At 64.8% G+C, this 23,072-nt stretch carries 22 protein-coding genes; 10 read left to right on the top strand and 12 right to left on the bottom strand.

From position 1 onward, the window contains the following. Positions 1 to 15: 15 nt before the first annotated feature. The 6 genes from I6N89_RS18160 to I6N89_RS18135 form a co-directional block, all read right to left on the bottom strand. Entirely contained in the window at positions 16 to 258 is a 243-nt protein-coding gene (locus I6N89_RS18160) for a hypothetical protein (RefSeq protein WP_207019929.1), read from the bottom strand. Between the two features lie 179 nt (positions 259 to 437). Then, positions 438 to 722 (bottom strand): HlyU family transcriptional regulator, encoded by a 285-nt coding sequence (locus I6N89_RS18155; protein WP_207019928.1) that lies wholly within the window; start codon positions 720 to 722, stop codon positions 438 to 440. 19 nt (positions 723 to 741) lie between these two features. Next, positions 742 to 2,733, bottom strand: coding sequence for an RNA polymerase sigma factor RpoD (gene rpoD, locus I6N89_RS18150; protein WP_207019927.1), 1,992 nt, complete (start codon positions 2,731 to 2,733; stop codon positions 742 to 744). Between the two features lie 142 nt (positions 2,734 to 2,875). Next, positions 2,876 to 4,822, bottom strand: a complete 1,947-nt coding sequence (dnaG, locus tag I6N89_RS18145; protein WP_207019926.1) for a DNA primase — start codon at positions 4,820 to 4,822, stop codon at positions 2,876 to 2,878. Positions 4,823 to 4,990: 168 nt separating this feature from the next. Continuing rightward, a complete protein-coding gene (locus I6N89_RS18140; protein WP_207019925.1) occupies positions 4,991 to 5,272 on the bottom strand; it encodes a hypothetical protein in 282 nt (93 codons plus the stop codon). A gap of 101 nt (positions 5,273 to 5,373) precedes the next feature. Beyond that, positions 5,374 to 6,810, bottom strand: coding sequence for a Glu/Leu/Phe/Val family dehydrogenase (locus I6N89_RS18135; RefSeq protein ID WP_207019924.1), 1,437 nt, complete (start codon positions 6,808 to 6,810; stop codon positions 5,374 to 5,376). A gap of 446 nt (positions 6,811 to 7,256) precedes the next feature. Here I6N89_RS18135 and I6N89_RS18130 point away from each other — a divergent pair, with 446 nt between their 5' ends. From I6N89_RS18130 to I6N89_RS18120, 3 genes are read left to right on the top strand one after another with little or no spacing between them, the layout of a single operon-like run. Then, positions 7,257 to 8,582, top strand: coding sequence for a TadE/TadG family type IV pilus assembly protein (locus I6N89_RS18130; RefSeq protein ID WP_236016711.1), 1,326 nt, complete (start codon positions 7,257 to 7,259; stop codon positions 8,580 to 8,582). A gap of 53 nt (positions 8,583 to 8,635) precedes the next feature. Next, the gene (locus I6N89_RS18125; RefSeq protein WP_328805899.1) at positions 8,636 to 9,115 is read left to right on the top strand and encodes a pilus assembly protein; all 480 of its coding nucleotides are present in this window, start codon (positions 8,636 to 8,638) and stop codon (positions 9,113 to 9,115) included. 10 nt (positions 9,116 to 9,125) lie between these two features. Beyond that, positions 9,126 to 9,854 carry a TadE/TadG family type IV pilus assembly protein gene (locus tag I6N89_RS18120; protein WP_207019921.1) on the top strand — a complete coding sequence of 243 codons (729 nt, stop codon included), beginning with the start codon at positions 9,126 to 9,128 and terminating at the stop codon, positions 9,852 to 9,854. A 64-nt stretch (positions 9,855 to 9,918) separates the two neighbouring features. Here the strand turns inward: I6N89_RS18120 and I6N89_RS18115 are convergent, their stop codons facing one another. Then, the gene (locus I6N89_RS18115) at positions 9,919 to 10,413 is read right to left on the bottom strand and encodes a hypothetical protein (protein WP_207019920.1); all 495 of its coding nucleotides are present in this window, start codon (positions 10,411 to 10,413) and stop codon (positions 9,919 to 9,921) included. A 21-nt stretch (positions 10,414 to 10,434) separates the two neighbouring features. Further along, positions 10,435 to 11,268, bottom strand: a complete 834-nt coding sequence (locus I6N89_RS18110) for a prephenate dehydratase (protein WP_207019919.1) — start codon at positions 11,266 to 11,268, stop codon at positions 10,435 to 10,437. Positions 11,269 to 11,396: 128 nt separating this feature from the next. On the opposite strand from I6N89_RS18110, the gene I6N89_RS18105 reads away from it, so the two are divergent. The 5 genes from I6N89_RS18105 to I6N89_RS18085 all read left to right on the top strand — a co-directional run bounded on the left by I6N89_RS18105 (position 11,397) and on the right by I6N89_RS18085 (position 17,937). Beyond that, entirely contained in the window at positions 11,397 to 11,912 is a 516-nt protein-coding gene (locus tag I6N89_RS18105; RefSeq protein WP_207019918.1) for a c-type cytochrome, read from the top strand. Positions 11,913 to 12,128: 216 nt separating this feature from the next. Further along, a complete protein-coding gene (locus I6N89_RS18100; protein ID WP_207019917.1) occupies positions 12,129 to 14,063 on the top strand; it encodes an extracellular solute-binding protein in 1,935 nt (644 codons plus the stop codon). 4 nt (positions 14,064 to 14,067) lie between these two features. Beyond that, positions 14,068 to 15,153, top strand: a complete 1,086-nt coding sequence (locus tag I6N89_RS18095; protein WP_076702005.1) for a microcin C ABC transporter permease YejB — start codon at positions 14,068 to 14,070, stop codon at positions 15,151 to 15,153. Between the two features lie 55 nt (positions 15,154 to 15,208). Continuing rightward, positions 15,209 to 16,348 (top strand): ABC transporter permease, encoded by a 1,140-nt coding sequence (locus I6N89_RS18090; protein ID WP_207019954.1) that lies wholly within the window; start codon positions 15,209 to 15,211, stop codon positions 16,346 to 16,348. After that, on the top strand, positions 16,345 to 17,937 hold the full coding sequence (locus tag I6N89_RS18085; RefSeq protein ID WP_207019916.1) for an ABC transporter ATP-binding protein: 1,593 nt from the start codon (positions 16,345 to 16,347) through the stop codon (positions 17,935 to 17,937). The genes I6N89_RS18090 and I6N89_RS18085 overlap by 4 nt, the downstream gene beginning before the upstream one ends. On the opposite strand, the gene I6N89_RS18080 is transcribed toward I6N89_RS18085, so the two are convergent. After that, on the bottom strand, positions 17,934 to 18,821 hold the full coding sequence (locus I6N89_RS18080) for an EamA family transporter (RefSeq protein ID WP_207019915.1): 888 nt from the start codon (positions 18,819 to 18,821) through the stop codon (positions 17,934 to 17,936). The genes I6N89_RS18085 and I6N89_RS18080 overlap by 4 nt on opposite strands. Before the next feature lie 96 nt (positions 18,822 to 18,917). Between I6N89_RS18080 and I6N89_RS18075 the strand changes: the two genes are divergently transcribed. Beyond that, positions 18,918 to 19,412, top strand: a complete 495-nt coding sequence (locus tag I6N89_RS18075; protein ID WP_207019914.1) for a MarR family winged helix-turn-helix transcriptional regulator — start codon at positions 18,918 to 18,920, stop codon at positions 19,410 to 19,412. Here I6N89_RS18075 and hemN read toward each other — a convergent pair. Beyond that, positions 19,401 to 20,756, bottom strand: a complete 1,356-nt coding sequence (gene hemN, locus I6N89_RS18070) for an oxygen-independent coproporphyrinogen III oxidase (RefSeq protein WP_207019913.1) — start codon at positions 20,754 to 20,756, stop codon at positions 19,401 to 19,403. The genes I6N89_RS18075 and hemN overlap by 12 nt on opposite strands. 107 nt (positions 20,757 to 20,863) lie before the next feature. Between hemN and fnrL the strand changes: the two genes are divergently transcribed. After that, positions 20,864 to 21,610: a transcriptional regulator FnrL gene (gene fnrL, locus I6N89_RS18065; RefSeq protein WP_207019912.1), complete on the top strand. Its 747-nt coding sequence runs from the start codon at positions 20,864 to 20,866 to the stop codon at positions 21,608 to 21,610. A 16-nt stretch (positions 21,611 to 21,626) separates the two neighbouring features. On the opposite strand, the gene I6N89_RS18060 is transcribed toward fnrL, so the two are convergent. Together I6N89_RS18060 and I6N89_RS18055 are read right to left on the bottom strand one after the other, a co-directional pair. Further along, complete coding sequence (locus tag I6N89_RS18060) at positions 21,627 to 21,977, bottom strand: DUF1428 domain-containing protein (protein ID WP_207019911.1); 351 nt, start codon at positions 21,975 to 21,977, stop codon at positions 21,627 to 21,629. Positions 21,978 to 22,190: 213 nt separating this feature from the next. Then, the gene (locus tag I6N89_RS18055; RefSeq protein WP_207019910.1) at positions 22,191 to 23,030 is read right to left on the bottom strand and encodes a universal stress protein; all 840 of its coding nucleotides are present in this window, start codon (positions 23,028 to 23,030) and stop codon (positions 22,191 to 22,193) included. Between the last annotated feature and the right edge of the window lie 42 nt (positions 23,031 to 23,072).

Here is a 23,072-nt window from a genome sequence, read left to right as displayed (position 1 = left end):
GATCAGGGCGGAGGATTAGGCCTCGCAGGCCACGCTCGGCAAATCGTCGGTACGGTCGATGAGCATGGGCGAGCCGGAATCGGTGACGGCGGGCATCTGCCCGACCTCTCGCAGGGTCGCCTCGCATTCGGCCAGTTCCTCGGGCGCCACCTTGATCAAGATCACCTCCTGTTCATCACTCGTCAGCGCTTCGGACGCGGCATAGGCAGCGACGGAAACGCAGATGGCAGCGGCGGTCAGAACGATAAGGCGGGTCATCGAGATCTCCTTTCGGCTTGCGGATAGAACGCCACAACGACCGTGAATGTTCCGTGAGCGTCTTTGATGGGTACGCACTCCGCGCCCAATACCGACGCCCGCACCACGATTTCCCGGGCGGACAAACAAAAACGCCGCCCCGATCCGGGACGGCGTTTTTGTTATCGAAAGGGCGACGTTCAGCCGAAAAGCCGCGCGCCCTGCTCGTCGATCATCTGTTTCGCCTTGCGCAGCGAGGCCTCGACCGCGTCGTCGTGATCGCGCAGCACATCGGCGCGGATCAGCTTGTGGGTCTTCGCCTCGCCATCCACCTCGCCCGAGATCGTCGCGGCGACACGGAACTGCCCATCGGCAGCGATTGGCTCCGGCACGATGCGGAAGCCTTTGTATTCCACCGCCTCAGCCTGCGGCGCCGCCGCGCTGTCATCCGCGCCGCCGCCGAAGAGTTTTTTCCAGAACGACATGCTCAGCAGCCCAACGCGATCACTGATCCAGGAACGACCGCAGCTTGCGCGAGCGGCTCGGATGCTTGAGCTTGCGCAGTGCCTTGGCCTCGATCTGGCGGATCCGCTCACGGGTCACCGAGAACTGCTGGCCCACCTCTTCGAGCGTGTGGTCGGTATTCATACCGATGCCGAAGCGCATCCGCAGAACCCGCTCCTCACGCGGGGTGAGCGAGGAGAGCACCCGCGTCGTGGTTTCCTTCAGGTTCTCCTGAATGGCGGAATCCAGCGGCAGGATCGCGTTCTTGTCCTCGATGAAATCGCCGAGCTGGCTGTCTTCCTCGTCGCCGATGGGCGTTTCGAGCGAGATCGGCTCCTTGGCGATCTTCATCACCTTGCGAACCTTCTCCAGCGGCATCTGGAGCTTTTCGGCCAGCTCTTCCGGCGTCGGCTCGCGGCCGATCTCGTGCAACATCTGGCGGCCGGTGCGGACCAGCTTGTTGATCGTCTCGATCATGTGCACCGGAATACGGATGGTGCGCGCCTGATCCGCGATGGAGCGGGTGATCGCCTGCCGAATCCACCAGGTGGCATAGGTCGAGAACTTGTAGCCGCGGCGGTATTCGAACTTGTCCACCGCCTTCATCAGGCCGATATTGCCCTCCTGGATGAGATCCAGGAACTGGAGGCCGCGATTGGTGTATTTCTTGGCGATCGAGATCACCAGGCGCAGGTTGGCCTCGACCATTTCCTTTTTCGCCTGACGGGCCTCTTTCTCGCCCTTTTGCACCTGATTCACGATGCGGCGGAATTCGCTGATGTCGAGACCGACATACTGCCCGACCTGCGCCATGTCGGCGCGCAGATCCTCGACCTTGTCGGCAAAGCGCTCGATGAACATCTGCCAGCCACGGCCCGGCTTTTCGGCCATGCGCTCCATCCAGTTCGGATCGAGCTCGTGGTTGCGGTACTCGTCGACGAATTCGCGGCGGTTGATGCGCGCCTGATCGGCCAGCTTCACCATGCTCGAGTCGATCGACATGATCCGGCGGTTGATGCCGTAAAGCTGGTCGATCAGCGCCTCGATCCGGTTGTTATGCAGGTGCAGACCGTTCACCAGCTCGACGATTTCCGAGCGCAGCTTCTGATAGCGCGCCTCGTCGCCTTCCGAGAAAGTGCCATCCTCGTTCAGCGTGGCGCTGATACGGGCGTCCTGCATCTCGGCGAGCTCTTCGTAGTCGCGGGCGATGCGGTCGAGCGTTTCAAGCACGCGCGGTTTGAGCGCGGTCTCCATCGCGGCCAGCGACATGTTGGCCTGTTCGTCGTCGTCCTCGTCGTCCTCGCGGGCAATGGGATTGCCGTCGGCATCGAGCTCGGGCTCGTCCTTCTTAGGCTTCTCCGAGGTCGCGGCCGAGGCGTCGACCACCGGCTCTTCCAGATCGCCGTCCTCGTCCATCTGGTTGCCGAAAGTCGTCTCGAGATCGATCACGTCGCGCAGCAGGATCTCTTCGGAGAGAAGTTCCTCGCGCCAGATGGTGATCGCCTGGAAGGTCAGCGGGCTTTCGCAGAGCCCGAGGATCATCGTGTTGCGACCGGCCTCGATGCGCTTGGCGATGGCGATCTCGCCCTCGCGGCTCAGCAGCTCGACCGAGCCCATCTCGCGCAGATACATGCGCACCGGGTCGTCGGTACGGTCGAGCTTTTCGGCCCCGCCCGAGGAGAGCGCGACATCGCGGCCCTTGGAGGCGTCGACCAGCTCGGTCGAGCCCTTGTTGGCGTCGTCCTCGCCCTCGCCTTCCTCGTCGTCCTCGGTGACCTGGATGCCCATCTCGGAAAGCATCGACATCACGTCCTCGATCTGGTCGGAAGAGACCTGATCGGGCGGCAGAACCTGGTTCAGCTGGTCATAGGTGATGTAGCCACGCTCGCGCGCCTCGGCGATCATCTTTTTGACCGCCGCCTGGCTCATGTCGAGGCTGTGCGCATCGTCCTGAGTCTCGGGCTTGGCGTCGTCGTTATCTTTGGCTGCCATGAAGTGCTCCGTCAAAGGGAGGCGGCCCGATGGGCCGGCGGTCGCGCGGGTGAAGTGATTCGATTCCCCGAATCATGAGGCGAATCAACTGATTCGGCCACCCGTTTACCCCGTTTTCCTCCAGTTTTCCCTACCTGCACAGCTAGTTCCCGTGCTTGGAAAAGCGAATCTGTTGCATGAGCGCCTCGAAAGCGCTGCGTTCGTCCTTGTCGATCCGCGCCCCGTTGGGCCCGAAATCGTAGTCCATCTCGTCCTCGTCCTTGCGCAGCACCGCCTGATTGCGGGCCTGTGCCGCCTGCGCGAGCCGCCATGTGAGCGCCTCGTCGGCCAGATCCGCCAGGTCCTCCGCGGCCTCGGCGATCTCGGCATCGAGCCCGGTCTGCGCGGCGATCTTAGCCAGCTCCTCGGCCACGGTCAGCCGGGCAAGCGTCGTGTCTCCGGGCTGGCGCAGGCAGGGAACGATGGCGACATGGCGTGCCGAGAGCAGGGTTTCAAGGGCCTCGGCGCCGATTCTCTCCTCCGCGGCGGCACGCAACGCCTCCGGCGACCCGGCGGGCGTGCCCAGCAGCACGTCGCGCAGCGCCGCGCGCTGCGGATCGGCGCAGCGCAGCGCGTCGAGCTGATGTTCGAATTCCGGGATCAGCTCCGGCGTGCAGAGCAGCACCGCGAGGATCACCGCCTCGCGCAGCTCCAGCTCCGCCGCCTCGCCTGCCGCCACAAGCAGCGAGCTCTTGGCGCTGGAGGTGGGCGGCGGCGGCGCGTTCCAGGCGCGCTTGCCGAAGCCCTTGCGTCGTGCCGGACGCTGCGGGCGGAAGAGCTGCCAGCGCAGCTCCTTGATCTCGTCGCCGTAGTGGCGCCGCAGCCCGGGGTCCTGAATGCGCCGCAGCGCCTCGCGCAGCTGCGCGTCGAGCGCCGCCTTGCGCTCGGGGCTGTCGAACACCTTGCCCTCCGTCTCGCGTCGCCAGAGCAGCTGCACCATGGGCAGCGCCGCGTCGAGTACCTTCTTCACCGCCCCCGCCCCTTCGGCGCGCAGCAGATCGTCCGGATCCTTGCCCTCGGGCATCAGCGCGAAACGCAGGGATTTGCCCGCCTGCAAGAGCGGCAGCGCCAGGTCGACCACCCGGTACGCGGCGCGCAGCCCGGCCTTGTCGCCATCGAGCGCCACGATGGGCTCGTCGGAGATCCGCCAGAGCAGTTGCAGCTGCGTCTCGGTCACCGCCGTACCCAGAGGCGCCACCGAGGCGCCGAACCCCGCCTCGCTGAGCGCGATCACATCCATATAGCCCTCGGCCACGATCAGCGGCGCGCCCTTGCCCGCCGCCTCGCGCGCCGGCGCGTGGTTATAGAGATTGCGGCCCTTGTCGAAGAGCTCAGTCTCGGGCGAGTTGAGGTATTTCGCATTGTCGCGCGGATCCATGGCGCGCCCGCCAAAGGCGATGGCCCGGCCGCGCGCGTCGCGGATCGGGAACATGATGCGGTTGCGGAACACGTCATAAGGCGCCTTGCCGCGATCCGAGGGCTTGGCCAGCCCGGCGCCGAGGATCAGATCCTCCGCCACCCCCTGCCCGCGCAGGTGATCCCAGAGATTCTGCCAGCCTTCCGGCGCGAATCCCAGCTCGAACCGGTCCTGCACCGGCCCGGTCAGCCCGCGCCGTTCGAGATAGGCCCGCGCCTCCGAGGCCGCACCGCTGCGCAGCTGCATGCGGAACCAGCGCGTCGCCTGCTCCATCACCGCCGCCAGCTGCTCGCGTCGGTCGGCCTTTTTCGCCGCCTGCGGGTCGCGGGCGGGCATGGTCATCCCGGCCTCGCGCGCGAGGATCTCCACCGCCTCCATGAAGTCGACATTCTCCGTCTCCTTCACAAAGGAGATGGCGTCGCCCTTCGCCTGACAACCGAAGCAGTAGTAAAAGCCCTTGCGGTCATCGACATGGAACGAGGCGCTCTTTTCCTGATGGAACGGGCACGGCGCCCACATGTCGCCCTTGGCCTGGTTCGACTTGCGGTTGTCCCACAGCACCTTGCGCCCCACGACCTGTGTCAGGCTCGTGCGGCTGCGCAGTTCATCCAGGAAACCGGGGGGCAGACTCATGGCCTGAATATCGGGCCGCGCGGCCCCCGAGTCCAGAAGCCCGTGTTTCTTCTCTTGAGAAATACGCACGGCATGCCGGTGCCACATGCATCCCCGCCCGGCAGAGGCGTCAGCCCGCCACCTGCGCGCACAAATCCTGTGCGCCGCAGGCGCGCCGCGCGGTTGCGGCTATTGCGCAAGGCACTGCGCCTCCCAGGCGGCGCCGACCTCTTCGGTCAGCTGCTCTTCGGGCAGCTCCCAGATCCATTCGGCCAACATGTCGCCCGCGGTGCGGTCGAGCGCCTCGCGCAGCGCGCGGCGCGCCTTGGCCTTCGATTCGCCGTCCTTGCGCGCCTGCACAGCGGTCATGACGATGCCTGCGCTGGTCGCACATTGCTCTGTCTTGCTCTGCGCCAACACAGGACCGGCCACCGCCATGGCCACCGCCAGGATCAATCCCGCTCTCAGCATCGCTTTCGCTCCGTCATTATCGCAATTATCGCATTTTCCGCCCTGCCCTACCGCCCCGCGCAGCCAATGTCACGCGGGGCGCGTGCGCGCTTAGGTGGCGGTCACAGGCCCTTCGCGCGATAGCTCTTGGCGACGCGCTCGATGGCGACGATGAAACCGGCGGTGCGCAAATCGGTGACGTCGTTGCGCCCGTGCCAGACCTCGCGCATCGATTGGTAGGCGATGCGCATCGTGTCATCGAGCCCCGAACGCACCAGTTCCAGCTCGTCGGCGCCGCGCAGGTATTTCTGCTTGAAGCTCGGCGAGAGGTTCCAGGCATCGCCCATCGCGGTATCGAGCCGCTCCAGCTCATCGAGAACGAGCTGGTGGCGCGCCTCCTCCTGACGCCGCTGCATGCGGCCGAAGCGGATATGCGAGAGGTTCTTGACCCATTCGAAATAGCTCACCGTCACACCGCCGGCATTGGCGTAGAGATCGGGGATGATCACCACCCCGCGCGACCGCAGGATATCGTCGGCGCCGGCGGTGATCGGCCCGTTCGCCGCCTCCAGGATCAGGTTCGCCTGAATGTTGTGAGCATTGGTGAGGTTGACGACGCCTTCCAGCGCCGCCGGGATCAGGATGTCGCAATCACTCTCCATCACCGCCGCGCCATCGGCGAAGCTGTTGGCATCGGGATAGCCCGCAAGCCCGCCATGGCGGATCAGCCAGTCGCGCACCTTCTCCACGTTCAGCCCCTTGGGATCGTAAAGCGCGCCGTCGCGTTCGATGATCCCGGTGATCAGCGCGCCATCCTCCTCCGAGAGGAACTTGGCGGCGTGGTAGCCCACATTGCCGAGCCCCTGCACGATGATCCGCTTGCCCTCGAGCCCGCCGGTCATGCCGGCGGCGAGCACATCCTCGGGGTGACGAAAGAACTCGCGCAGCGCGTATTGCACCCCGCGCCCCGTCGCCTCGACCCGTCCCGCGATGCCGCCCGCGTTCAGCGGCTTGCCGGTGACGCAGGCGCGGGCATTGATATCGGTGGTGTTCATCCGGGCGTATTGATCGGCCATCCAGGCCATCTCGCGCTCACCCGTGCCCATGTCGGGGGCCGGCACGTTCTGGCTGGGATGGATCAGATCGCGCTTGATCAGCTCATAGGCAAAGCGCCGAGTGATCTGCTCCAGCTCGTACTCGTCGTATTCGCGCGGGTCGATGCAAAGCCCGCCCTTGGAGCCGCCGAAGGGCGCCTCAACCAGCGCACATTTATAGGTCATCAGCGCGGCCAGCGCCTCGACCTCGTCCTGATCGACCGCCGAGGCATAGCGGATGCCGCCCTTCACGGGCTCCATATGTTCGGAATGCACCGCGCGGTAGCCGGTGAAGGTCTGGATCTGGCCGCGCAGCCGCACGCCGAAGCGCACCGTATAGGTGCCGTTGCAGACCCGGATCTTCTCCTCCAGCCCCGGCGGCAGATCCATCAGGGCCGCCGCCCGGTTGAACATCAGATCGACGCTCTGACGGAACGTCGGCTCATTCGCCGGTGCAGCGCTCATTTTCTTTCCTCCCTTTCGTCCGACCGCCCGTTACGGGTCATATCTTACGGACTCACCTTTTAACCTTAGAGCCGCCCATTTCCGCGGCAAATCCCTTTTTCGCCTGATTTGCCATGCTACGGCAGCACTCCGTTAACCCTGGACCGGGGGATTGTTGCAGGCCCCGCAACAGAGCTGCTAGGCCACCCGATCTGTTCATGAGAAATGAAAGAAATTCCCGAATTTCCCATTAAATGCGCCCTAATTTGGCCATCTTGGGGGAGCAAATATCGCGTCAGCAAAATGTGTGTCTGTGGGGGCATATTCCGGGTTTTCCCGGATCGGAAGGAATCGGGATGAAACAAAAACGTTCTATCGAAAAGAGCGCTCATTTCCCACGGACAGCGACCGCCGTTTCGGCCCTGACGAGCCGACTCCGCCGCTTCTCGGGAGAAGACGAGGGAAGCATGACCTTTATGGCGGCGGCCCTGGCTCTGCTGATGATCGTCTTCGGCGGCGTCGGCATCGACATGATCCATGCCGAGCTGCAACGCAACAAGATCCAAAATACGCTCGACCGCGCCGTGCTCGCCGCGGCTGACCTCGACAACCAACTGGATGCCGAAGACCTTGTCGAAGACTATATGGACAAGATGGCGCTCGGGGATGCGCTGATCTCGGTCAACGTCGACGAGGGTCTGAACTACCGCACCGTCACCGCCGAGGGCTATTCGACCATGCCCTCGAACTTCATGTACATGATCGGCGCCGACACGCTCCAGGCCTATGGCCTGTCCGAAGCCTCAGAGCGCATCAACAAGGTCGAGATTTCCATGGTGCTCGATATTTCGGGCTCGATGGATGACGGCAACAAAATGGAAGAGCTTCAGGACGCCGCCGAGGAATTCGTCGATACGCTGCTCAACGACGGGTCCGAAGATCTGGTGTCGATCTCGCTGGTTCCCTACTCCGAGCATGTCAATGCCGGCCCGGAGCTTCTGAGCTATCTTAACGTCAACTGGAAGCATGGCTATTCGCACTGCATCGAGATGCCCGACAGCGTCTTCAGCTCTGCCGCGCTGGATCTGTCCCGCAGATACGATCAGATGCAGCACTTCCAGTGGAACTACGATGGGCACAACACCCGTACCGACACGGTGTGCCCGCGTTACGATTACGAGCGCATCCGCGCGTGGAGCCAGGATGCCGATGCGATCAAGCGCCAGATCGGCCGCTTTCAGCCGCGCGCCGGCACCTCGATCTTCATGGGCATGAAATGGGCCACCGCTCTGCTCGATCCCTCCACCCGTTCTATCGCCAGCGGCATGATCCAGAACGGCACCGTCGACGCGGTGTTCGAGGGGCGCCCGGTCGATTACGACGATGACGAGGTGCTCAAGACCGTCGTGCTGATGACCGACGGCCAGCACGACCGGTCGAACCGCATCCAGGACTGGGCCTACAATTCCGAGGCGGAATACGCCCAGTGGGAGCGGTACAACCTCTGGTACTATCTCGACCGCTATGTGAACTACTGGGAGCGCAGCAGCTTCTACTACCAGAAGTACGATGCCACCACCGGCGACCGGCTGCTGAGCAATATCTGCACCGCCGCCAAGGATCAGGGCATCCTGATCTGGTCCATCGGCTTCGAGGTCAGCGACCACGGCGCCAATGTGATGCGCAATTGCGCCTCCTCGCCGGCTCACTTCTTCCGTGTCGAAGGCGTCGAGATCTCTGATGCGTTCTCGACCATCGCCCACACGCTCAACCAGCTGAGGCTCACGCAATGATCGGCTTCATCAAAAACACTCTGCGCCGTTTCCGTAACGGCGAAGAGGGATCTGTGGTCGTTCCCTTCGCCCTCTGGACCCCGCTGATGGTGGGCATCGCGCTCTCGACGATCGAAATGGGCGCTCTGACCATCCGCCACACGCAGCTGGAACGCGCGCTCGACCAGACCATCCGTGAGGTCAAGCTCGGCACCGGCACGGTCTACACCCATGACCAGCTTAAACAGAGCATCTGCGACAATGCCAGCGCGCTTCCGGACTGCATGGACATGCTGCAACTGGAAATGGTCGTGCTGGATCTGCGCAACTGGGTACAGCCTCCGGAGAATGCCGACTGCGTCGACACCAACCGCGATGTCACGCCCCAGCGCACCTTCGAAGCCGGGCGCGAGCAGGAAATGATGCTGCTGCGCGCCTGCTACAAATACCGGCCCGTCAGCCCGACCTCCTATCTCGGCAGCACGCTGCACACAGATTCGCAGGGCTATACCGCACTGGTGTCGACCGGCACCTTCGTTCACGAACCGCAGTGAGGGTAGTGAGATGCTGAAAACCAAGATCGCCCCCCGCCTGCGCCGGTTCACCCGCGACTCCGAGGGCTACATCACGGTCGAAGTCGCGATCATGATCCCGATCCTGTTCGTGCTTTTCGCGGCGTCCTGGGTGCTGTTCGATGCCTTCCGGCAGAACGCGGTCGACCAGAAGGCGAATTACGCCATCGGCGACATGCTCTCGCGCGAGACCGAAGCCATCGACGCCGGCTATATCGACAACACCTATCGCCTGCTCGGCCTGCTGACCAGAAACTCGGTCGAATATGTCGGCAACGAAGCCGAATACCCGCTCGACATGCGGATCACCATCGTGAGCTATCGCGAGAGCAACGACAAATACTCGGTGGAGTGGTCTGCGGCGCGCGGCGACGCAGAGCTGCTCCGCACCCAGGATCTCGACCCCTACCTGCCCCGTCTGCCGAGCATGATGGACTCGGGGCAGATCATTCTGGTCGAAACCTGGGAGGATTACTTCCCGGTCTTCAATGTCGGCCTCGATCCGCTGGTGATCCGTACCTACAGCTTCACCCATCCGCGCTATGCGCCGCAGGTGCTGTGGGCCGGCGAGAACAACGGCTGGGGCAATGGCGACCAGGACGCGCCGGGCAACTCGCTGTGCAACAACAACGCCGAGAACGCCACCGACTGTAACAACGAAGACGGCTCTCAGAATATCGAGCCGAACGGCGGGTACGATTACTACGGCTACGACGGCTAAGCCCGCCGAACCACAGACCCGGAGCCCGGCCACGCCCCGCGTGGCCGGGCTTTTTCATGCGGGATCACTGCGGCGGCAAGGTGCCGTCGCGCCGTGCCACCAGCAGCGCCAGCGCATCGGCCATCGGCTTGGTGTCGCGCCCGGCGGTCACCCCGCCCACCGCAAGGCGCCGGCCCAGCCGCCACCACAGCCCGGGCTGCCAGGCGCGCGGCGCCGGCGCCCGCAGCCGCACCAGGAACCCGTTCGACGGCTTCATCGCGAACATCGAGCGATCGACCTTCTCGATCTCCTCGACCCGCGCCAGAACCGCACCGGTGCTGTCGCAGAGCATCTCTTCGGTGAGCAGCAGCGTGTGTCCAGTCGCGCGCCACATGAGCTGCGCCATCCAGAGCGCTCCGGCGCCCAGCAGAACGAGGAACAGCTGCCAGAGCAGCCCGGAAGGCGGTTCTGTGACCGCGAGCCAGAGCAGCAGCAGCCCCAGCGCACTCAGCGCGCCAACACCGATTGCCCGGCGCGGCCCCGTCGCCTTTACCCTCGCGATGATCTCGCCATCCGTCATGCGCCCCCCTGCCCTCGCGCGTCAGTCCCGCCGCGGATCGCGGGGATAGACGCCAAGGATCTCCAGTTTCTCGGTGAAATAGTCGAGCTCCTCGAGCGCCCGCCTGACCGGCGGATCCTCGGGGTGCCCCTCGATATCGGCATAGAACTGCGTCGCGGTGAACGAGCCGCCGACCATGTAGCTTTCGAGCTTGGTCATGTTCACCCCGTTGGTGGCGAAACCTCCCATCGCCTTGTAGAGCGCCGCCGGAATGTTGCGCACCTGAAACACGAAGGTGGTCATCATGCCATGCTCGCCCCGGCGCGAGAAATCCGCCTCGGGCTCCATGATCAGAAACCGCGTGGTGTTGTGCGAATGATCCTCGATATGGCGGGCGAGGATATTGAGCCCGTAGATCTCCGCCGCGAGGTCCGAGGCCAGCACCCCCACCTCGCGGGACTGTTCCGCCGCAAGCTCCGCCGCAGCACCTGCGCTGTCGGCGGCGGCCTCGCCGCGGATGCCGTATTGCGAGAGAAAGCCCGCCGCCTGCGGAATCAGCACCAGATGCGCGCGCACGACCTCCAGCTCTTCCAGCGCGACGCCGGGCAGCGCCATCAGGCTGATATGCACCCGCACAAAGGCCTCGTCGACGATGCGCAGCCCGCTTTCCGGCAGCAGTCGGTGGATGTCGGCGACCCGGCCATAGGTGGTGTTCTCCACCGGCAGCATCGCCAGCCGCGCCTCACCCTCGCGCACCGCGCCGATCACGTCCTCGAAGGTGTGGCAGGGCAGCGCCTCCATGTCCGGACGGGCGTCGCGGCAGGCCTGATGCGAATAGGCGCCGAGTTCTCCCTGAAAGGCGATGCGGTTCTTCATGGTCGTGTCCGTTCAACTTTTTTCGACGCAAGAGCCCTTGCGCGTTTGGTCGCGGCTTCTATACCTTGCCAGACGGCAAGGGAAGCCGTAGACACCCGCGCGAGGGATATCTTTGGGGTACGCGACAAATGCTTGACACGATGACGATTACCAAAGCCGTGGGCGGCGTGTGCGGCGCGCTTCTGATCTATCTGCTGGGCAGCTGGGTCGGCGACACGCTGTTCAGCATGGGTGGCGGTCACGGCGGCGAACAGGTGGCGTCCTATGTGATCGAGACCGATGACGGCGATGCCGGCGGTGCCGAGGAAGAGCCGATGGATTTCGCCACGCTGATGGCCTCCGCTGACGCTTCCAAAGGTGAGCGCGTCTTCGGCAAATGCCGCGCCTGCCACAAGATCGACGGCAGCAACGCCACCGGCCCGCATCTCGACGGCGTCGTCGGTCGCGCGATCGACGCGGTGGACGGCTTTGCCTATTCCGGCGCGCTGGAGCAGGTGGGCGAGACCTGGACGCCGGAAAACCTCTTCCACTTCCTGGAAAGCCCCCGCAACGCAGCGCCGGGCACGATCATGAGCTTTGCCGGCCTCAACAAGCCCGAGGACCGCGTGAACCTGATCGCCTATCTGGAAAGCCTGGGCGGCTGAGCCGGGCTTTCGCACCGGCGCGCCCCGCCGCAGGTGCATGACGCCGCTTTTCGAACCGCCGCCTCCGCAGGGAGCGGCGGTTCTTCGTATCGCACGGCAGGCATCCGCAAAGATCACGTTTTCGAAACTTGAACATCCGCTGCGCGTCATCCTAGCCTAAGTGACAAGAGACGCAGACAGGCGCCCGTTCCAAGGCCCGCAACAGGAGAGAGCACGATGACCAAAGACCCGGCAAGCCTTCTCACCAGACGCCAGGCCATGGGCCTGATCGGGGGCGGCGCGATGGCGACCGGTTTCGGAGGTCTGCCGCGCACCGGCTGGGCCGCCACCGATGCCGCGCAGGAGATGATCCGCAGCCACGGCTACTCCTTCTACAACGATCTGAAATACGCCGCCGATTTCACCCATTTCGACTATGTGAATCCTGACGCGCCGAAAGGCGGGGAAATCTCGCTCAGCGCGCGGGGCACCTTTGACGGGTTCAACCGCTGGGCCAGCAAGGGCCGCGCCGAGGGCAATTCCAACGTGGTGGCCGAGGCGATGTTCGGCGACATGCCCTTCGAGGGCGGGCTGCCGGCGGATTCCATCACCGATGCCTACTGCCTGCTGGCCGAAAGCGTGGAATACCCGGTCTCGCAGGAATGGTGCGTGTTTCACATCCGCCCCGAGGCGCGCTTTTCCAATGGCGAGAAGGTCACTGCTCAGGATGCGCTCTTCACCCATAACCTGTTTCTCGAACAGGGCATCCGCAGCTATGCGCGCGGCGTCAAGGAACGCATCGCCGGCGTCGAGGTGATCGACGATCTGACCATCAAGTACCGCTTTGTCGACGGCATCTCGCGCCGCTCCCTGATCAGTCAGGTCGGCGGCACACCGGTGTTCTCGCAGGCCTGGTACGAAGAGACCGGCGAGCGGCTCGACGAACCGAGCCTGCTGTCGCCGATGGCCACCGGCCCGTGGCTGGTGGGCGATTACGAGATCAACCGCTACGTGGTGTATGAGCGCAACCCGGATTACTGGGGCTGGCATCTGCCGATCAACAAGGGGCGGCACAATTTCGACCGCGTGCGGATCGAGTATTTCGCCGACGACGCCGCCGAGTTCGAGGCGTTCAAGGCGGGCATCTACACCTTCCGTCCCGAGGGCAGCACCAAACGCTGGGCCACCGGCTACGATTTCCCGGCGGTCGAGAACGGCACGATCAAGCGCGAATCCCTGCCCGACGGCGCGCCGCCCACGAACACCGGCTTTGTCTTCAACACGCTGCGCGCACCGATGGACGACAAGACCGTCCGTGAGGCGCTGGCGCTGGCCTTCAACTTCGAATGGACGCGCGAGTCGCTGCAATACGGCCTCACCACCCAGCGCAATTCCTTTGTCGAGGGCACCGAGATCGAGGCCAAGGGCGTGCCCGAAGGCGCCGAAAAGGCGTTCCTGGAATCTCTGGGCGACGTGATTCCGCCCGAGATCTTCGAGGAAGAGGCCGTCATGGCCCATACCTCGGATCCGGCCACACCGGCGGACCGCCGCAATATGCGCCGCGCGCTGCGCCTGCTGGCCTCGGCCGGCTGGGAGGTCGGTGACGATGGCAAGCTACGCAACGCGGCGGGCGAACCCCTGACTCTCAAGCTGATGCTGTCCTCGGGCACCTCGGACACGGTAGAGGCGATGGCCACCACCTATGTCGGCACGCTGACCACGTTCGGCGTCACCATCGAGATCGACAAGGTCGATTCTGCGCAATACGCGCAGCGCTACTACGACAAAGACTTCGACATCGTTTTTTTCCGCTACAACACCTTCCTCGCGGCGGGCACCGGGCTGAAACAGATGTTCGGCTCGGAGGCGGCGGTGGTGTCCTCTTACAACCCCGCCTCACTTCAAAGCCCGATGGTCGATGCGATCATCGAGGCGGCGCTCATGACCGAGACCCGCGAGGACGAGATCGTCGCCCTGCGCGCGCTCGACCGCGCCCTGCGCTGGCACCGGGTGATTGTGCCCGCGGGCTATGTCGCCGAGACCTGGATCGCGTCGTATGACATGTACGAGCATCCCGAGACCCTGCCCCCCTATGCCGTGGGCTATCTGGATTTCTGGTGGCTCAATCAGGAAAAACACCAGGCTCTCAAAGCCGCTGGCGTGCTGAGGTAACCCGTTGGGCGCCTATATCCTAAGACGACTGCTGCTCATCATCCCCACGCTGCTGGGGATCATGATCATCAATTTCGCCCTCGTCCAGTTCGTGCCCGGCGGCCCTGTCGAGCAGGTTCTGGCCCAAATGCAGGGCGATGGCGACGTGTTCTCCGGGTTTTCCGGCGGCAGCAACGACACCGGCGAGCAGACCTTCGGCTCCGACAGCGATTATGTCGGCGCACGCGGCCTGCCCAAGGAGTTCATCGAGGATCTCGAACGGCAGTTCGGACTCGACAAGCCGCCGCTGGAGCGCTTCCTCAATATGATGTGGAACTACATGCGGCTGGATTTCGGCGAGAGCTATTTCCGCTCGATCTCGGTCACCGATCTGGTGCTGGAGAAAATGCCGGTCTCGATCACGCTGGGCCTCTGGTCGACGGTGATCGCCTATATCGTCTCGATCCCGCTGGGCATCCGCAAGGCGGTAAAGGACGGCTCTGCCTTCGACACCTGGACCTCCGGCGCGATCATCGTGGCCTATGCGATCCCCGGCTTCCTCTTTGCGATCCTGCTGCTGGTGCTCTTTGCCGGCGGTTCCTACTGGCAGATCTTCCCGCTGCGGGGGCTGACCTCGGACAATTGGGAGACGCTGAGCTGGCCGGCAAAGATCGGCGATTACTTCTGGCATATCACCCTGCCGGTGCTGGCCTCGACCATCTCGGCCTTTGCCACGCTGACGCTGCTGACCAAGAACAGCTTTCTCGACGAGATCAAGAAACACTACGTCATGACCGCCCGCGCCAAGGGGCTGACCGAGCGGCGGGTGCTTTACGGCCATGTCTTCCGCAACGCCATGCTGATCGTCATCGCGGGCTTTCCGGCGGTGTTCATCGGCGTGTTCTTCTCCGGTTCGCTGATCATCGAGACGATCTTTTCGCTCGACGGGCTGGGCCGGCTCGGCTTCGAGGCGGCGGTGGCGCGGGATTATCCGGTGGTCTTCGGCACGCTCTTCATCTTCGGCCTGATCGGGCTGGTGGTGGGGATCATCTCCGACCTGATGTATGTGCTGGTCGATCCGCGCATCGACTTCGAGAAACGCGAGGGCTGAGATGAGCTACGAGCCCGACACCGTGGGCGGCATCCGCCCCCAGCCCGAGCCCGGCATGGCGGTCGAACCGCAGCCAAGGCCCGGTCGCTTTGCGCTCTCGCCGCTGAACAAGCGCCGCTGGCGCAACTTCCGCAGGAACGGCCGCGCCTTCTGGTCGCTGGTGATCTTCCTGATCCTGTTCATCGGCTCGCTCTTTGCCGAGTTCCTCGCCAATGACAAACCGATCCTCGTCAGCTATCGCGGCGAGCTGCGCATGCCGATCTTCCAGTTCTATCCGGAGACCGCCTTTGGCGGCGATTTCCGCACCGAGGCGGTCTATCGCGACCCCGAGGTGCAATGCCTGATCAAGACCGGCGGGCTGGAGGATTGTTTCGACACGCCCGACGAGCTGATCGCCGCGGTCGATGCCGGTGACGATCTCGGCGCGGATGTGCAGGCCGGCTGGATGATCTGGCCGCCGATCCCCTACAGCTTCAACACCCCCGTGGACCGGCCCGGCGCCGCCCCCCTGCCCCCCAACGCGCAGAACTGGCTCGGCACCGACGACACCAAGCGCGATGTCACCGCGCGGGTGATCTACGGGTTTCGCCTGTCGATCCTGTTCACCCTGATCGTCACCGTCTTCGCCTCGATCATCGGCATCGTCGCCGGCGCGCTTCAGGGCTATTTCGGCGGCTGGCTCGACCTGATCTTTCAGCGGGTGATCGAGATCTGGTCGGCGACGCCCTCGCTTTACGTGATCATCATCCTCTTCGCGATCCTCGGGCGAAGTTTCTGGCTGCTGGTGATCCTGACCGTGCTCTTCGGCTGGACGGCGCTGGTGGGAGTGGTGCGGGCGGAATTCCTGCGCGCGCGCAACCTCGAATATGTGCGCGCCGCCAAGGCGCTCGGCGTGTCGAACATGACGATCATGTTCCGCCACATGCTGCCCAACGCGATGGTGGCCACGCTGACCATGCTGCCCTTCATCGTCACCGGTACGATCTCGACGCTCGCCGGGCTCGATTTCCTCGGCTTCGGCCTGCCCTCCTCGGCGCCGTCGCTGGGCGAGCTGACGCTTCAGGCCAAGCAGAACCTCCAGGCGCCCTGGCTCGCCTTCACCGCCTTCACCGTCTTCGCGCTGATGCTCTCCCTGCTGGTCTTCATCTTCGAAGGCGTGCGCGATGCCTTCGACCCGAGAAAGACCTTTTCATGAGCCCGCTGCTTGAGGTGAAAGATCTCGCCGTCACCTTTCATCAGGACGGCCGCGAGATCCGCGCCGTGAAGGGCGTGAGCTTCGACGTCCAGAAGGGCGAGACGGTTGCGCTGGTGGGCGAAAGCGGCTCGGGCAAGTCGGTCACGGCGCTCTCCACCGTGTCGCTGCTGGGCGATGCGGCAAAGGTCGCGGGCTCGGTGCGCTACAAGGACCATGAGATGGTCGGCGCGCCCGACAAGCTGCTGCGCGACATGCGCGGCAACGATATCAGCTTCATTTTTCAGGAGCCGATGACCTCGCTCAACCCGTTGCACACGCTGGAAAAGCAGCTCGGCGAAAGCCTGGCGCTGCATCAGGGGCTGACCGGCGAGGCGGCGCGGGCGCGGATCCTCGACCTGCTGAGTCGGGTGGGCATCCGCAATCCGGAGACGCGGCTCAATGCCTATCCGCACCAGCTTTCGGGCGGGCAGCGGCAGCGGGTGATGATCGCCATGGCGCTGGCCAACGGGCCGGACCTGCTGATCGCCGACGAGCCCACCACGGCGCTCGACGTGACCATTCAGGCACAGATCCTCGACCTGCTGGCCGAGCTCAAGCAATCGGGCGACATGAGCCTGCTCTTCATCACGCACGATCTGAACATCGTGCGCAAATTCGCCGACCGGGTCTGCGTGATGAAGAATGGCGAGATCGTCGAACAGGGCAAGACCGCCGAGATCTTCGGCAATCCCCAGCACGACTACACGCGCATGCTGATCTCCGCCGAAAGCACCGGCCAGCCCGATCCGGTGACGCCCGGCGCCGAGGAGATCGCCCGCACCGATCACCTCAAGATCTGGTTCCCGATCCAGAAGGGCTTTCTGAAAAAGACCGTGGGCCATGTGAAGGCGGTGAACGACGCGAGTTTCGCGGTGCATGCGGGCGAAACCGTGGGCATCGTCGGCGAGTCCGGGTCCGGCAAGACCACGCTGGCGCTGGCGGTGATGCGGCTCATCCAGTCCGAGGGCGGCATCACCTATCGCGGGCAGGATGTGCGCGGCTGGTCGACGCGGGAGCTGCGGCGGCTGCGCTCGGAGATGCAGATCGTGTTTCAGGATCCGTTCGGCTCGCTCTCGCCACGCATGACCTGCGAACAGATCATCGCCGAAGGGCTGGGCGTGCACGGCTCGCCCGACGGCAAGCCCAAGGCGCAGGCGGTGGAGGAGGTGATGCGCGAGGTCGGGCTCGACCCGGCGACCAAGCACCGCTATCCGCATGAGTTCTCCGGCGGCCAGCGCCAGCGCATCGCCATCGCGCGGGCCATGGTGCTGCGGCCCCGGCTGCTGGTGCTGGACGAGCCGACTTCGGCGCTGGACATGACGGTGCAGGTGCAGATCGTGACGCTGCTGCGCGAGCTTCAGCGCAAATACGATCTCGCCTATCTGTTCATCAGCCATGACCTGAAAGTGGTGCGCGCCATGAGCCACAAGATCATCGTGATGAACCAGGGCGATGTGGTCGAGATGGGCGATGCGGAAACCGTCTTCGCCAATCCCGAAACCGAGTATACGCGCAAGCTTTTCGCCGCGGCCTTCGATCTGGCCGGTTAGGCCCGCCCAAGAAATTTCGTACGAAATTTCTTGGGCCCCGGCGCCGCCGCTTTCTGCCCGAGCCAGACCGAGCCCAGCACCAGGACCGCCCCCGTCGCCTGGAGCGGCGACAGCCCCTGCCCCAGAACGGCCCAGCCGAGACCCACCGCCGAGAGCGGGCTGAGAAAACCGAGCCCCGCAACGGCGGCGGGGCCGAGCTTGGCGATGCCCCGGAAAAACACCCAATAGGTCAGCGCGCCGCCCACGAGGCCCAGCCAGAGCAGCCCGCCCAGAGCGGCGGCATCCATCTGCGGCAGGCGCGGGTCGATGATCAGCGCCAGTGGCACCAGCAGCACACCGCCCGCCGTGAGCTGCCAGGCGGCAAAGCTCAGCGGCGGCACCGGCGGCTGCCAGCGGCGGCTGAGCACCGTTCCCGCCGCCATCGAGAGCGCCCCCAGCAGCGCCGCCGAGATCCCCACCGGATCGAGCCGCGCCTCGGGACCGAGGATCAGCATCCCCACCCCGAACAGCCCCGCCAGGGCGGTCAGCACCGAGGCCAGCCGCAGCGGCGTGCCCAGCCAGAGCGCCGCGAGCAGCAGCACGACCAGCGGCTGCACCGCGCCCAGCGTCGCGGCCACACCGCCCGGCAGGCGGTAGGCGGCGATGAACAGCGCGCTCCAGAACAGCGCAAAGTTCAGCAGCCCCAGCACCGCCACGCGGCCGAGCCAGTCGCGCCCGGGCAATTGCCGCGTCACCGCGAGCAGCAGCAGGCCCGCCGGCAGCGCCCGCAGCGCCGCCACCGTCAGCGGTGGCGCGCCCGGCAGGAACTCGGTGCTGACGAAATAGGAGCTGCCCCAGACAATCGGAGCCAGCGCGGTCAGCGCGATATCGGTTGGGCGGGACATTGGGGCCTCATTATCTTGATGTCGAGATACAAATCTTGACATCAAGATAATTAAGGATGCCTTGACGTCAAGACAATATTTCCGCAAATCATGGACATGGATCAGGTCGACAAAATCAAGGCGCAGTGGAATCGCGAACGCCCCGATCTCGATGTCGGGCCGATGGGCACGATCGGGCGGCTCGGGCGGCTGGCGCGGCATCTGGCGCAGGCGCATGCGGAGTGTTTCGCGACCCACGGGCTCAGCCCCGCCGGGTTCGACGTCTTGGCCACGCTGCGCCGGGCCGGCCCGCCCCATGCGCTGACGGTCAAGGATCTGCTGGCCACAACCATGGTAACCTCGGGCACGATGACCAACCGGCTCGACCGGCTGGAGGCGGCGGGCCAGGTGCGGCGCGTGCCCAACCCCGAGGACGGGCGCGGTTTCGTGGTCCAGCTGACCGAGCGCGGACGGGCGGATATCGACGCGGCGGTGACAGATCACGTCGCCAATCAGCATCGGCTTGTCGCCGCGCTGAACAACGAAGAGCGCGCCGCACTGGACGCGCTCCTCGGCACATGGCTTACGGTCTTCGAGGGCTCAGATGGCTGAGCTGTGCCCGGCCTTGGAGAGATCGTAAGCGTCGAAGCTGCGCGCGATCATCCGGGTCAGCGGACGCGCCTCGGGCGGGATGAAAAGCCCGTCCTCGGTGATCTCCAGCAGCCCTTCGAACTGCTCGTTGGCGCGGCTGAACATCGCCTTCAGCGCCGCGGGCGATACGCCGTAATCCTGCTCCAGCTCTTCCGAGCGGATGCGGAAATCGCACATCAGCATTTCGATCATCCGCGCGCGCAGCCGGTCGTCGCCGCCGAAGGCGTGGCCGCGCGACGTGGCAAAGCGCCCCTCGCGCACCGCAGCGGTATAGGCGGAGGTCGCCGGCGCGTTCTGCGCATACCCTTGCGGGAATTTCGAAATCGACGAGGCGCCCAGCCCGATCAGCACCTCGGAGGTGTCGTCGGTATACCCTTGGAAATTGCGCCGCAGCTTGCCGGTCTTCTGTGCGATGGCGAGCCCGTCGTCCGGCGTGGCGAAATGATCGATGCCGATCTCGGCATAGCCGTCCCATGCAAAGAGCCGCCGCGCGGTGTCGAAGAGATCCAGCCGCTCCGCCGGGGTGGGCAGCGCGTCGGAGGGGATCATCTGCTGGCGCTTGGCCATCCAGGGCACATGCGCATAGCCGTAAAGCGCCACCCGGTCGGGCGCGAAGGAAAGCAGCTTCTGCACCGTCTCGGTGATCTTGGCGCGGGTCTGATGCGGCAGCCCGTAGAGGATATCTGCGTTGAGGCTGGCGACGCCGCGCTCACGGATCATCTCGACGGCACGGCGGGTCACGTCATAGCCCTGCGGCCGGCCGATGGTGGCCTGGATCTGCTCGTCGAAATCCTGCACCCCGATGGAGGCGCGGTTCATGCCGCCGGCGGCCAGCACGTCGAGCCGCTCGCCGTCGATCTCGTTGGGGTCGATCTCGACCGAGAACTCCGCATGCTCGGCAAAGGGCGCCACCTCGGCCACCTTGTCGATAAGCGCACGCATCAGGCCGGGCGACAGCAGCGTCGGCGTGCCCCCGCCCCAGTGCAGCCGCGACAGCTTTACGCCGCGCGGCAGATGCGCCTTGAGCAGATCGAGCTCGGACAGCAAGGTCTGCACATAGGATTCGACCGGCCCGAGCGTCGCCGTGCCCTGCGTCCGGCAGGCGCAGAACCAGCACAACCTGCGACAGAACGGCACATGCAGGTAGAGCGAAACCGTGCCGCCCTCGGGCACCGCTTCGATCCATGAGGCAAAATCGCCCGGTGACACTGCATTCGAGAAATGCGGCGCCGTCGGATAGCTGGTGTACCGGGGGACTTTCGCGTCGAAGAGCCCCAGGCGGGAGAGTTGTTTTCGCGTGATCATGCGCCTACACTTAAGAAGGCGCGAGGGTTGGAACATTGACCCAGATCAAGAGTACCGCCAGAGAGCTGGTGATTTGGGTGACCCGCTAACAGGACTGTGAACATATCATGCTGAACGAACGCTCCATCACCGTCTCGCAAGACTGTGCCGAGTGCCCGATCCGGCACCGGGCCGTCTGCGCGCGCTGCGAATCCGACGAGCTGGAGCGGCTGGAAGAGATCAAGTACTACCGCAAGTTCGAGGCCGGGCAGACGGTGATCTGGTCCGGAGACCGGATGGATTTCGTGGGCTCGGTTGTGTCGGGGATCGCGACGCTGACCCAGACGATGGAAGACGGGCGCACGCAGATGGTGGGCCTATTGCTGCCCAGCGATTTCGTCGGCCGTCCGGGCCGCGCCTCCGCCGCCTACGATGTGGTCGCGACCACCGATCTGGTGATGTGCTGCTTCCGCAAGTCGCCCTTTGAGGAGATGATGCGCCAGACCCCGCATATCGCCCAGCGCCTGCTGGAGATGACGCTCGACGAGCTGGATGCGGCGCGCGAATGGATGCTGGTGCTCGGGCGCAAGACGGCGCGCGAAAAGATCGCCTCGCTGCTGTCGATCATCGCCCGGCGCGACGCCTCGATCAATATGCGCGCGGCCTCCAGTACGGTTACCTTCGATCTGCCGCTGACCCGCGAGGCGATGGCCGACTACCTCGGCCTGACGCTGGAAACCGTCAGCCGGCAGGTGTCGGCGCTGAAAAAGGACGGGGTGATCGAGCTCGAGGGCAAGCGCCATGTCACGGTCCCCGACATGACACGGCTGCTCGACGAGGCCGGCGACGATTCCGACGGCGGGATGTTCGCCTGAGCGCCGCTACCGGCGGTCAGGCTTCGAACAGCGTATCGAACCCGCCGAAGATCATGCGTTTTCCGTCGAACGGCATGTCCATCATCTCGCGCCAGCGCGGATCGGTCTCCATCGAGGCCCAGCATGCATCCGCCGTCGCCTTGTCCGGCCAGAGAATCCAAGAGAACACGACCGACTCGCCCTCTTTCCGCTGCACCGCCAGTGGGAACGAGGTCAGCTCGCCCTCCGGCACATCCGATTCCCAGCATTCACGCATCGCCAGCGCGCCGTAATCCTTGAACAGCGACCAGCCCTTACGGGCCGATTCGAGATAGGTCGCCTTGTTGGCATCGGGCACCGGCGTCAGAAATCCAGAAACGTAGCTCATCGCAGCATCCTCCAAACGACGTGTCCCGAGCGTAGCGCCGCAGCCGGTTCGCACCAACAGAAATAGACTGAAGGCGCCACGCCGCAACGCACCCCCCGCCGACCGCCCGCGAGCATGCCCGCGTACCGCGGCGCAACGGAAAAGGGCGGCGCCGGCGGCACCGCCCTCCCCTCTCCTGTCAGGACGCCGCAACGGCGCCCTGCCCCGGTTCCGTCAATGCGCCAGGAACACCGGCACTTCGGCCTGTTCCAGCATATTGCGCGTCGCGCCGCCCAAGATGGCCTCGCGGAAGCGCGAATGGCCATAGGCCCCCATCACCACCATGTCGGCATCCACATCCTGCACATGGCGGCGCAGCACATCAGAGACCCGCGGCATGGTTTTCGACAGCACGTCGATCTCCGCCTTCACACCGTGCCGGGCGAGATATTGCGACAACGCGCCGCCCGGATCCGAACGGTTGGGCCCGTGCTGTGGCGGGTCGATCACCGCCAGATGCACATTGTCGGCGCTTTGCAGCAGCGGCAGGGCCGCGCGCACCGAGCGCAGCGCCTCATTGCTCTCATTCCAGCCGATCACGATCCGCGAGGGCGCGGATTTCGGCGCCACACCCTCGGGCACGATCAGCACCGGCGTCTGCCCTTCGAACAGCGCGCCCTCGGTCACCGGCTCAAGCTCGACGCCGTGTTCCGCGCCATAGGGTTTCGGCAGCACCACCAGATCGGCAAAGCGCGCCCGTCCGGCCACATGGCGCCCGATATCGGCAAGCTGTGCGACACCTTCCTCGACCGACCAGCGGCACTCGGTGCGGCCCAGCGCCTCACGAACGGTCTTGGCAAGCTTCTCCGCATCCGCGGTCGCACGGCTGATGGTCTCTTGCAGGATCATCGCGTTGGCACCGGCGTAGTAATAGCCGGTCTGCGTACGATCGACGCCGAAGCAGAGCACATCGAGATGCGCGTCCCAACCTGCGGCGACCGCGGCGGCATGGTCGATTGTCGGCTGAGCAAGTGCTTCGTCGGTCACGACCGTCAAAATGGTTTTATAGCCCATGGTCTTTGTCTCCTCAGGTTATTGACCTGTCCCCGTCTTTCT

It is taken from the genome of Salipiger abyssi (assembly GCF_017311415.1).
GTDB classification, from domain to species: domain Bacteria; phylum Pseudomonadota; class Alphaproteobacteria; order Rhodobacterales; family Rhodobacteraceae; genus Salipiger; species Salipiger abyssi_A.
This window is presented reverse-complemented; position numbering and strand designations above follow the sequence as displayed.

Bases quoted from the DNA above. Each gene is read 5' to 3' on its own strand.
- I6N89_RS18130 (WP_236016711.1), top strand. From the start codon at position 7,257: ATGACCTTTATGGCGGCGGCCCTGGCTCTGCTGATGATCGTCTTCGGC.
- I6N89_RS18085 (WP_207019916.1), top strand. From the start codon at position 16,345: ATGAGCCCGCTGCTTGAGGTGAAAGATCTCGCCGTCACCTTTCATCAG.
- I6N89_RS18105 (WP_207019918.1), top strand. From the start codon at position 11,397: ATGCTTGACACGATGACGATTACCAAAGCCGTGGGCGGCGTGTGCGGC.
- I6N89_RS18155 (WP_207019928.1), bottom strand. From the start codon at position 722: ATGTCGTTCTGGAAAAAACTCTTCGGCGGCGGCGCGGATGACAGCGCG.
- I6N89_RS18100 (WP_207019917.1), top strand. From the start codon at position 12,129: ATGACCAAAGACCCGGCAAGCCTTCTCACCAGACGCCAGGCCATGGGC.
- rpoD (WP_207019927.1), bottom strand. From the start codon at position 2,733: ATGGCAGCCAAAGATAACGACGACGCCAAGCCCGAGACTCAGGACGAT.
- I6N89_RS18140 (WP_207019925.1), bottom strand. From the start codon at position 5,272: ATGCTGAGAGCGGGATTGATCCTGGCGGTGGCCATGGCGGTGGCCGGT.
- I6N89_RS18080 (WP_207019915.1), bottom strand. From the start codon at position 18,821: ATGTCCCGCCCAACCGATATCGCGCTGACCGCGCTGGCTCCGATTGTC.
- I6N89_RS18135 (WP_207019924.1), bottom strand. From the start codon at position 6,810: ATGAGCGCTGCACCGGCGAATGAGCCGACGTTCCGTCAGAGCGTCGAT.
- I6N89_RS18120 (WP_207019921.1), top strand. From the start codon at position 9,126: ATGCTGAAAACCAAGATCGCCCCCCGCCTGCGCCGGTTCACCCGCGAC.
- hemN (WP_207019913.1), bottom strand. From the start codon at position 20,756: ATGATCACGCGAAAACAACTCTCCCGCCTGGGGCTCTTCGACGCGAAA.
- I6N89_RS18055 (WP_207019910.1), bottom strand. From the start codon at position 23,030: ATGGGCTATAAAACCATTTTGACGGTCGTGACCGACGAAGCACTTGCT.
- I6N89_RS18090 (WP_207019954.1), top strand. From the start codon at position 15,209: ATGGCGGTCGAACCGCAGCCAAGGCCCGGTCGCTTTGCGCTCTCGCCG.
- I6N89_RS18060 (WP_207019911.1), bottom strand. From the start codon at position 21,977: ATGAGCTACGTTTCTGGATTTCTGACGCCGGTGCCCGATGCCAACAAG.
- I6N89_RS18115 (WP_207019920.1), bottom strand. From the start codon at position 10,413: ATGACGGATGGCGAGATCATCGCGAGGGTAAAGGCGACGGGGCCGCGC.
- dnaG (WP_207019926.1), bottom strand. From the start codon at position 4,822: ATGAGTCTGCCCCCCGGTTTCCTGGATGAACTGCGCAGCCGCACGAGC.
- I6N89_RS18075 (WP_207019914.1), top strand. From the start codon at position 18,918: ATGGATCAGGTCGACAAAATCAAGGCGCAGTGGAATCGCGAACGCCCC.
- I6N89_RS18110 (WP_207019919.1), bottom strand. From the start codon at position 11,268: ATGAAGAACCGCATCGCCTTTCAGGGAGAACTCGGCGCCTATTCGCAT.
- fnrL (WP_207019912.1), top strand. From the start codon at position 20,864: ATGCTGAACGAACGCTCCATCACCGTCTCGCAAGACTGTGCCGAGTGC.
- I6N89_RS18160 (WP_207019929.1), bottom strand. From the start codon at position 258: ATGACCCGCCTTATCGTTCTGACCGCCGCTGCCATCTGCGTTTCCGTC.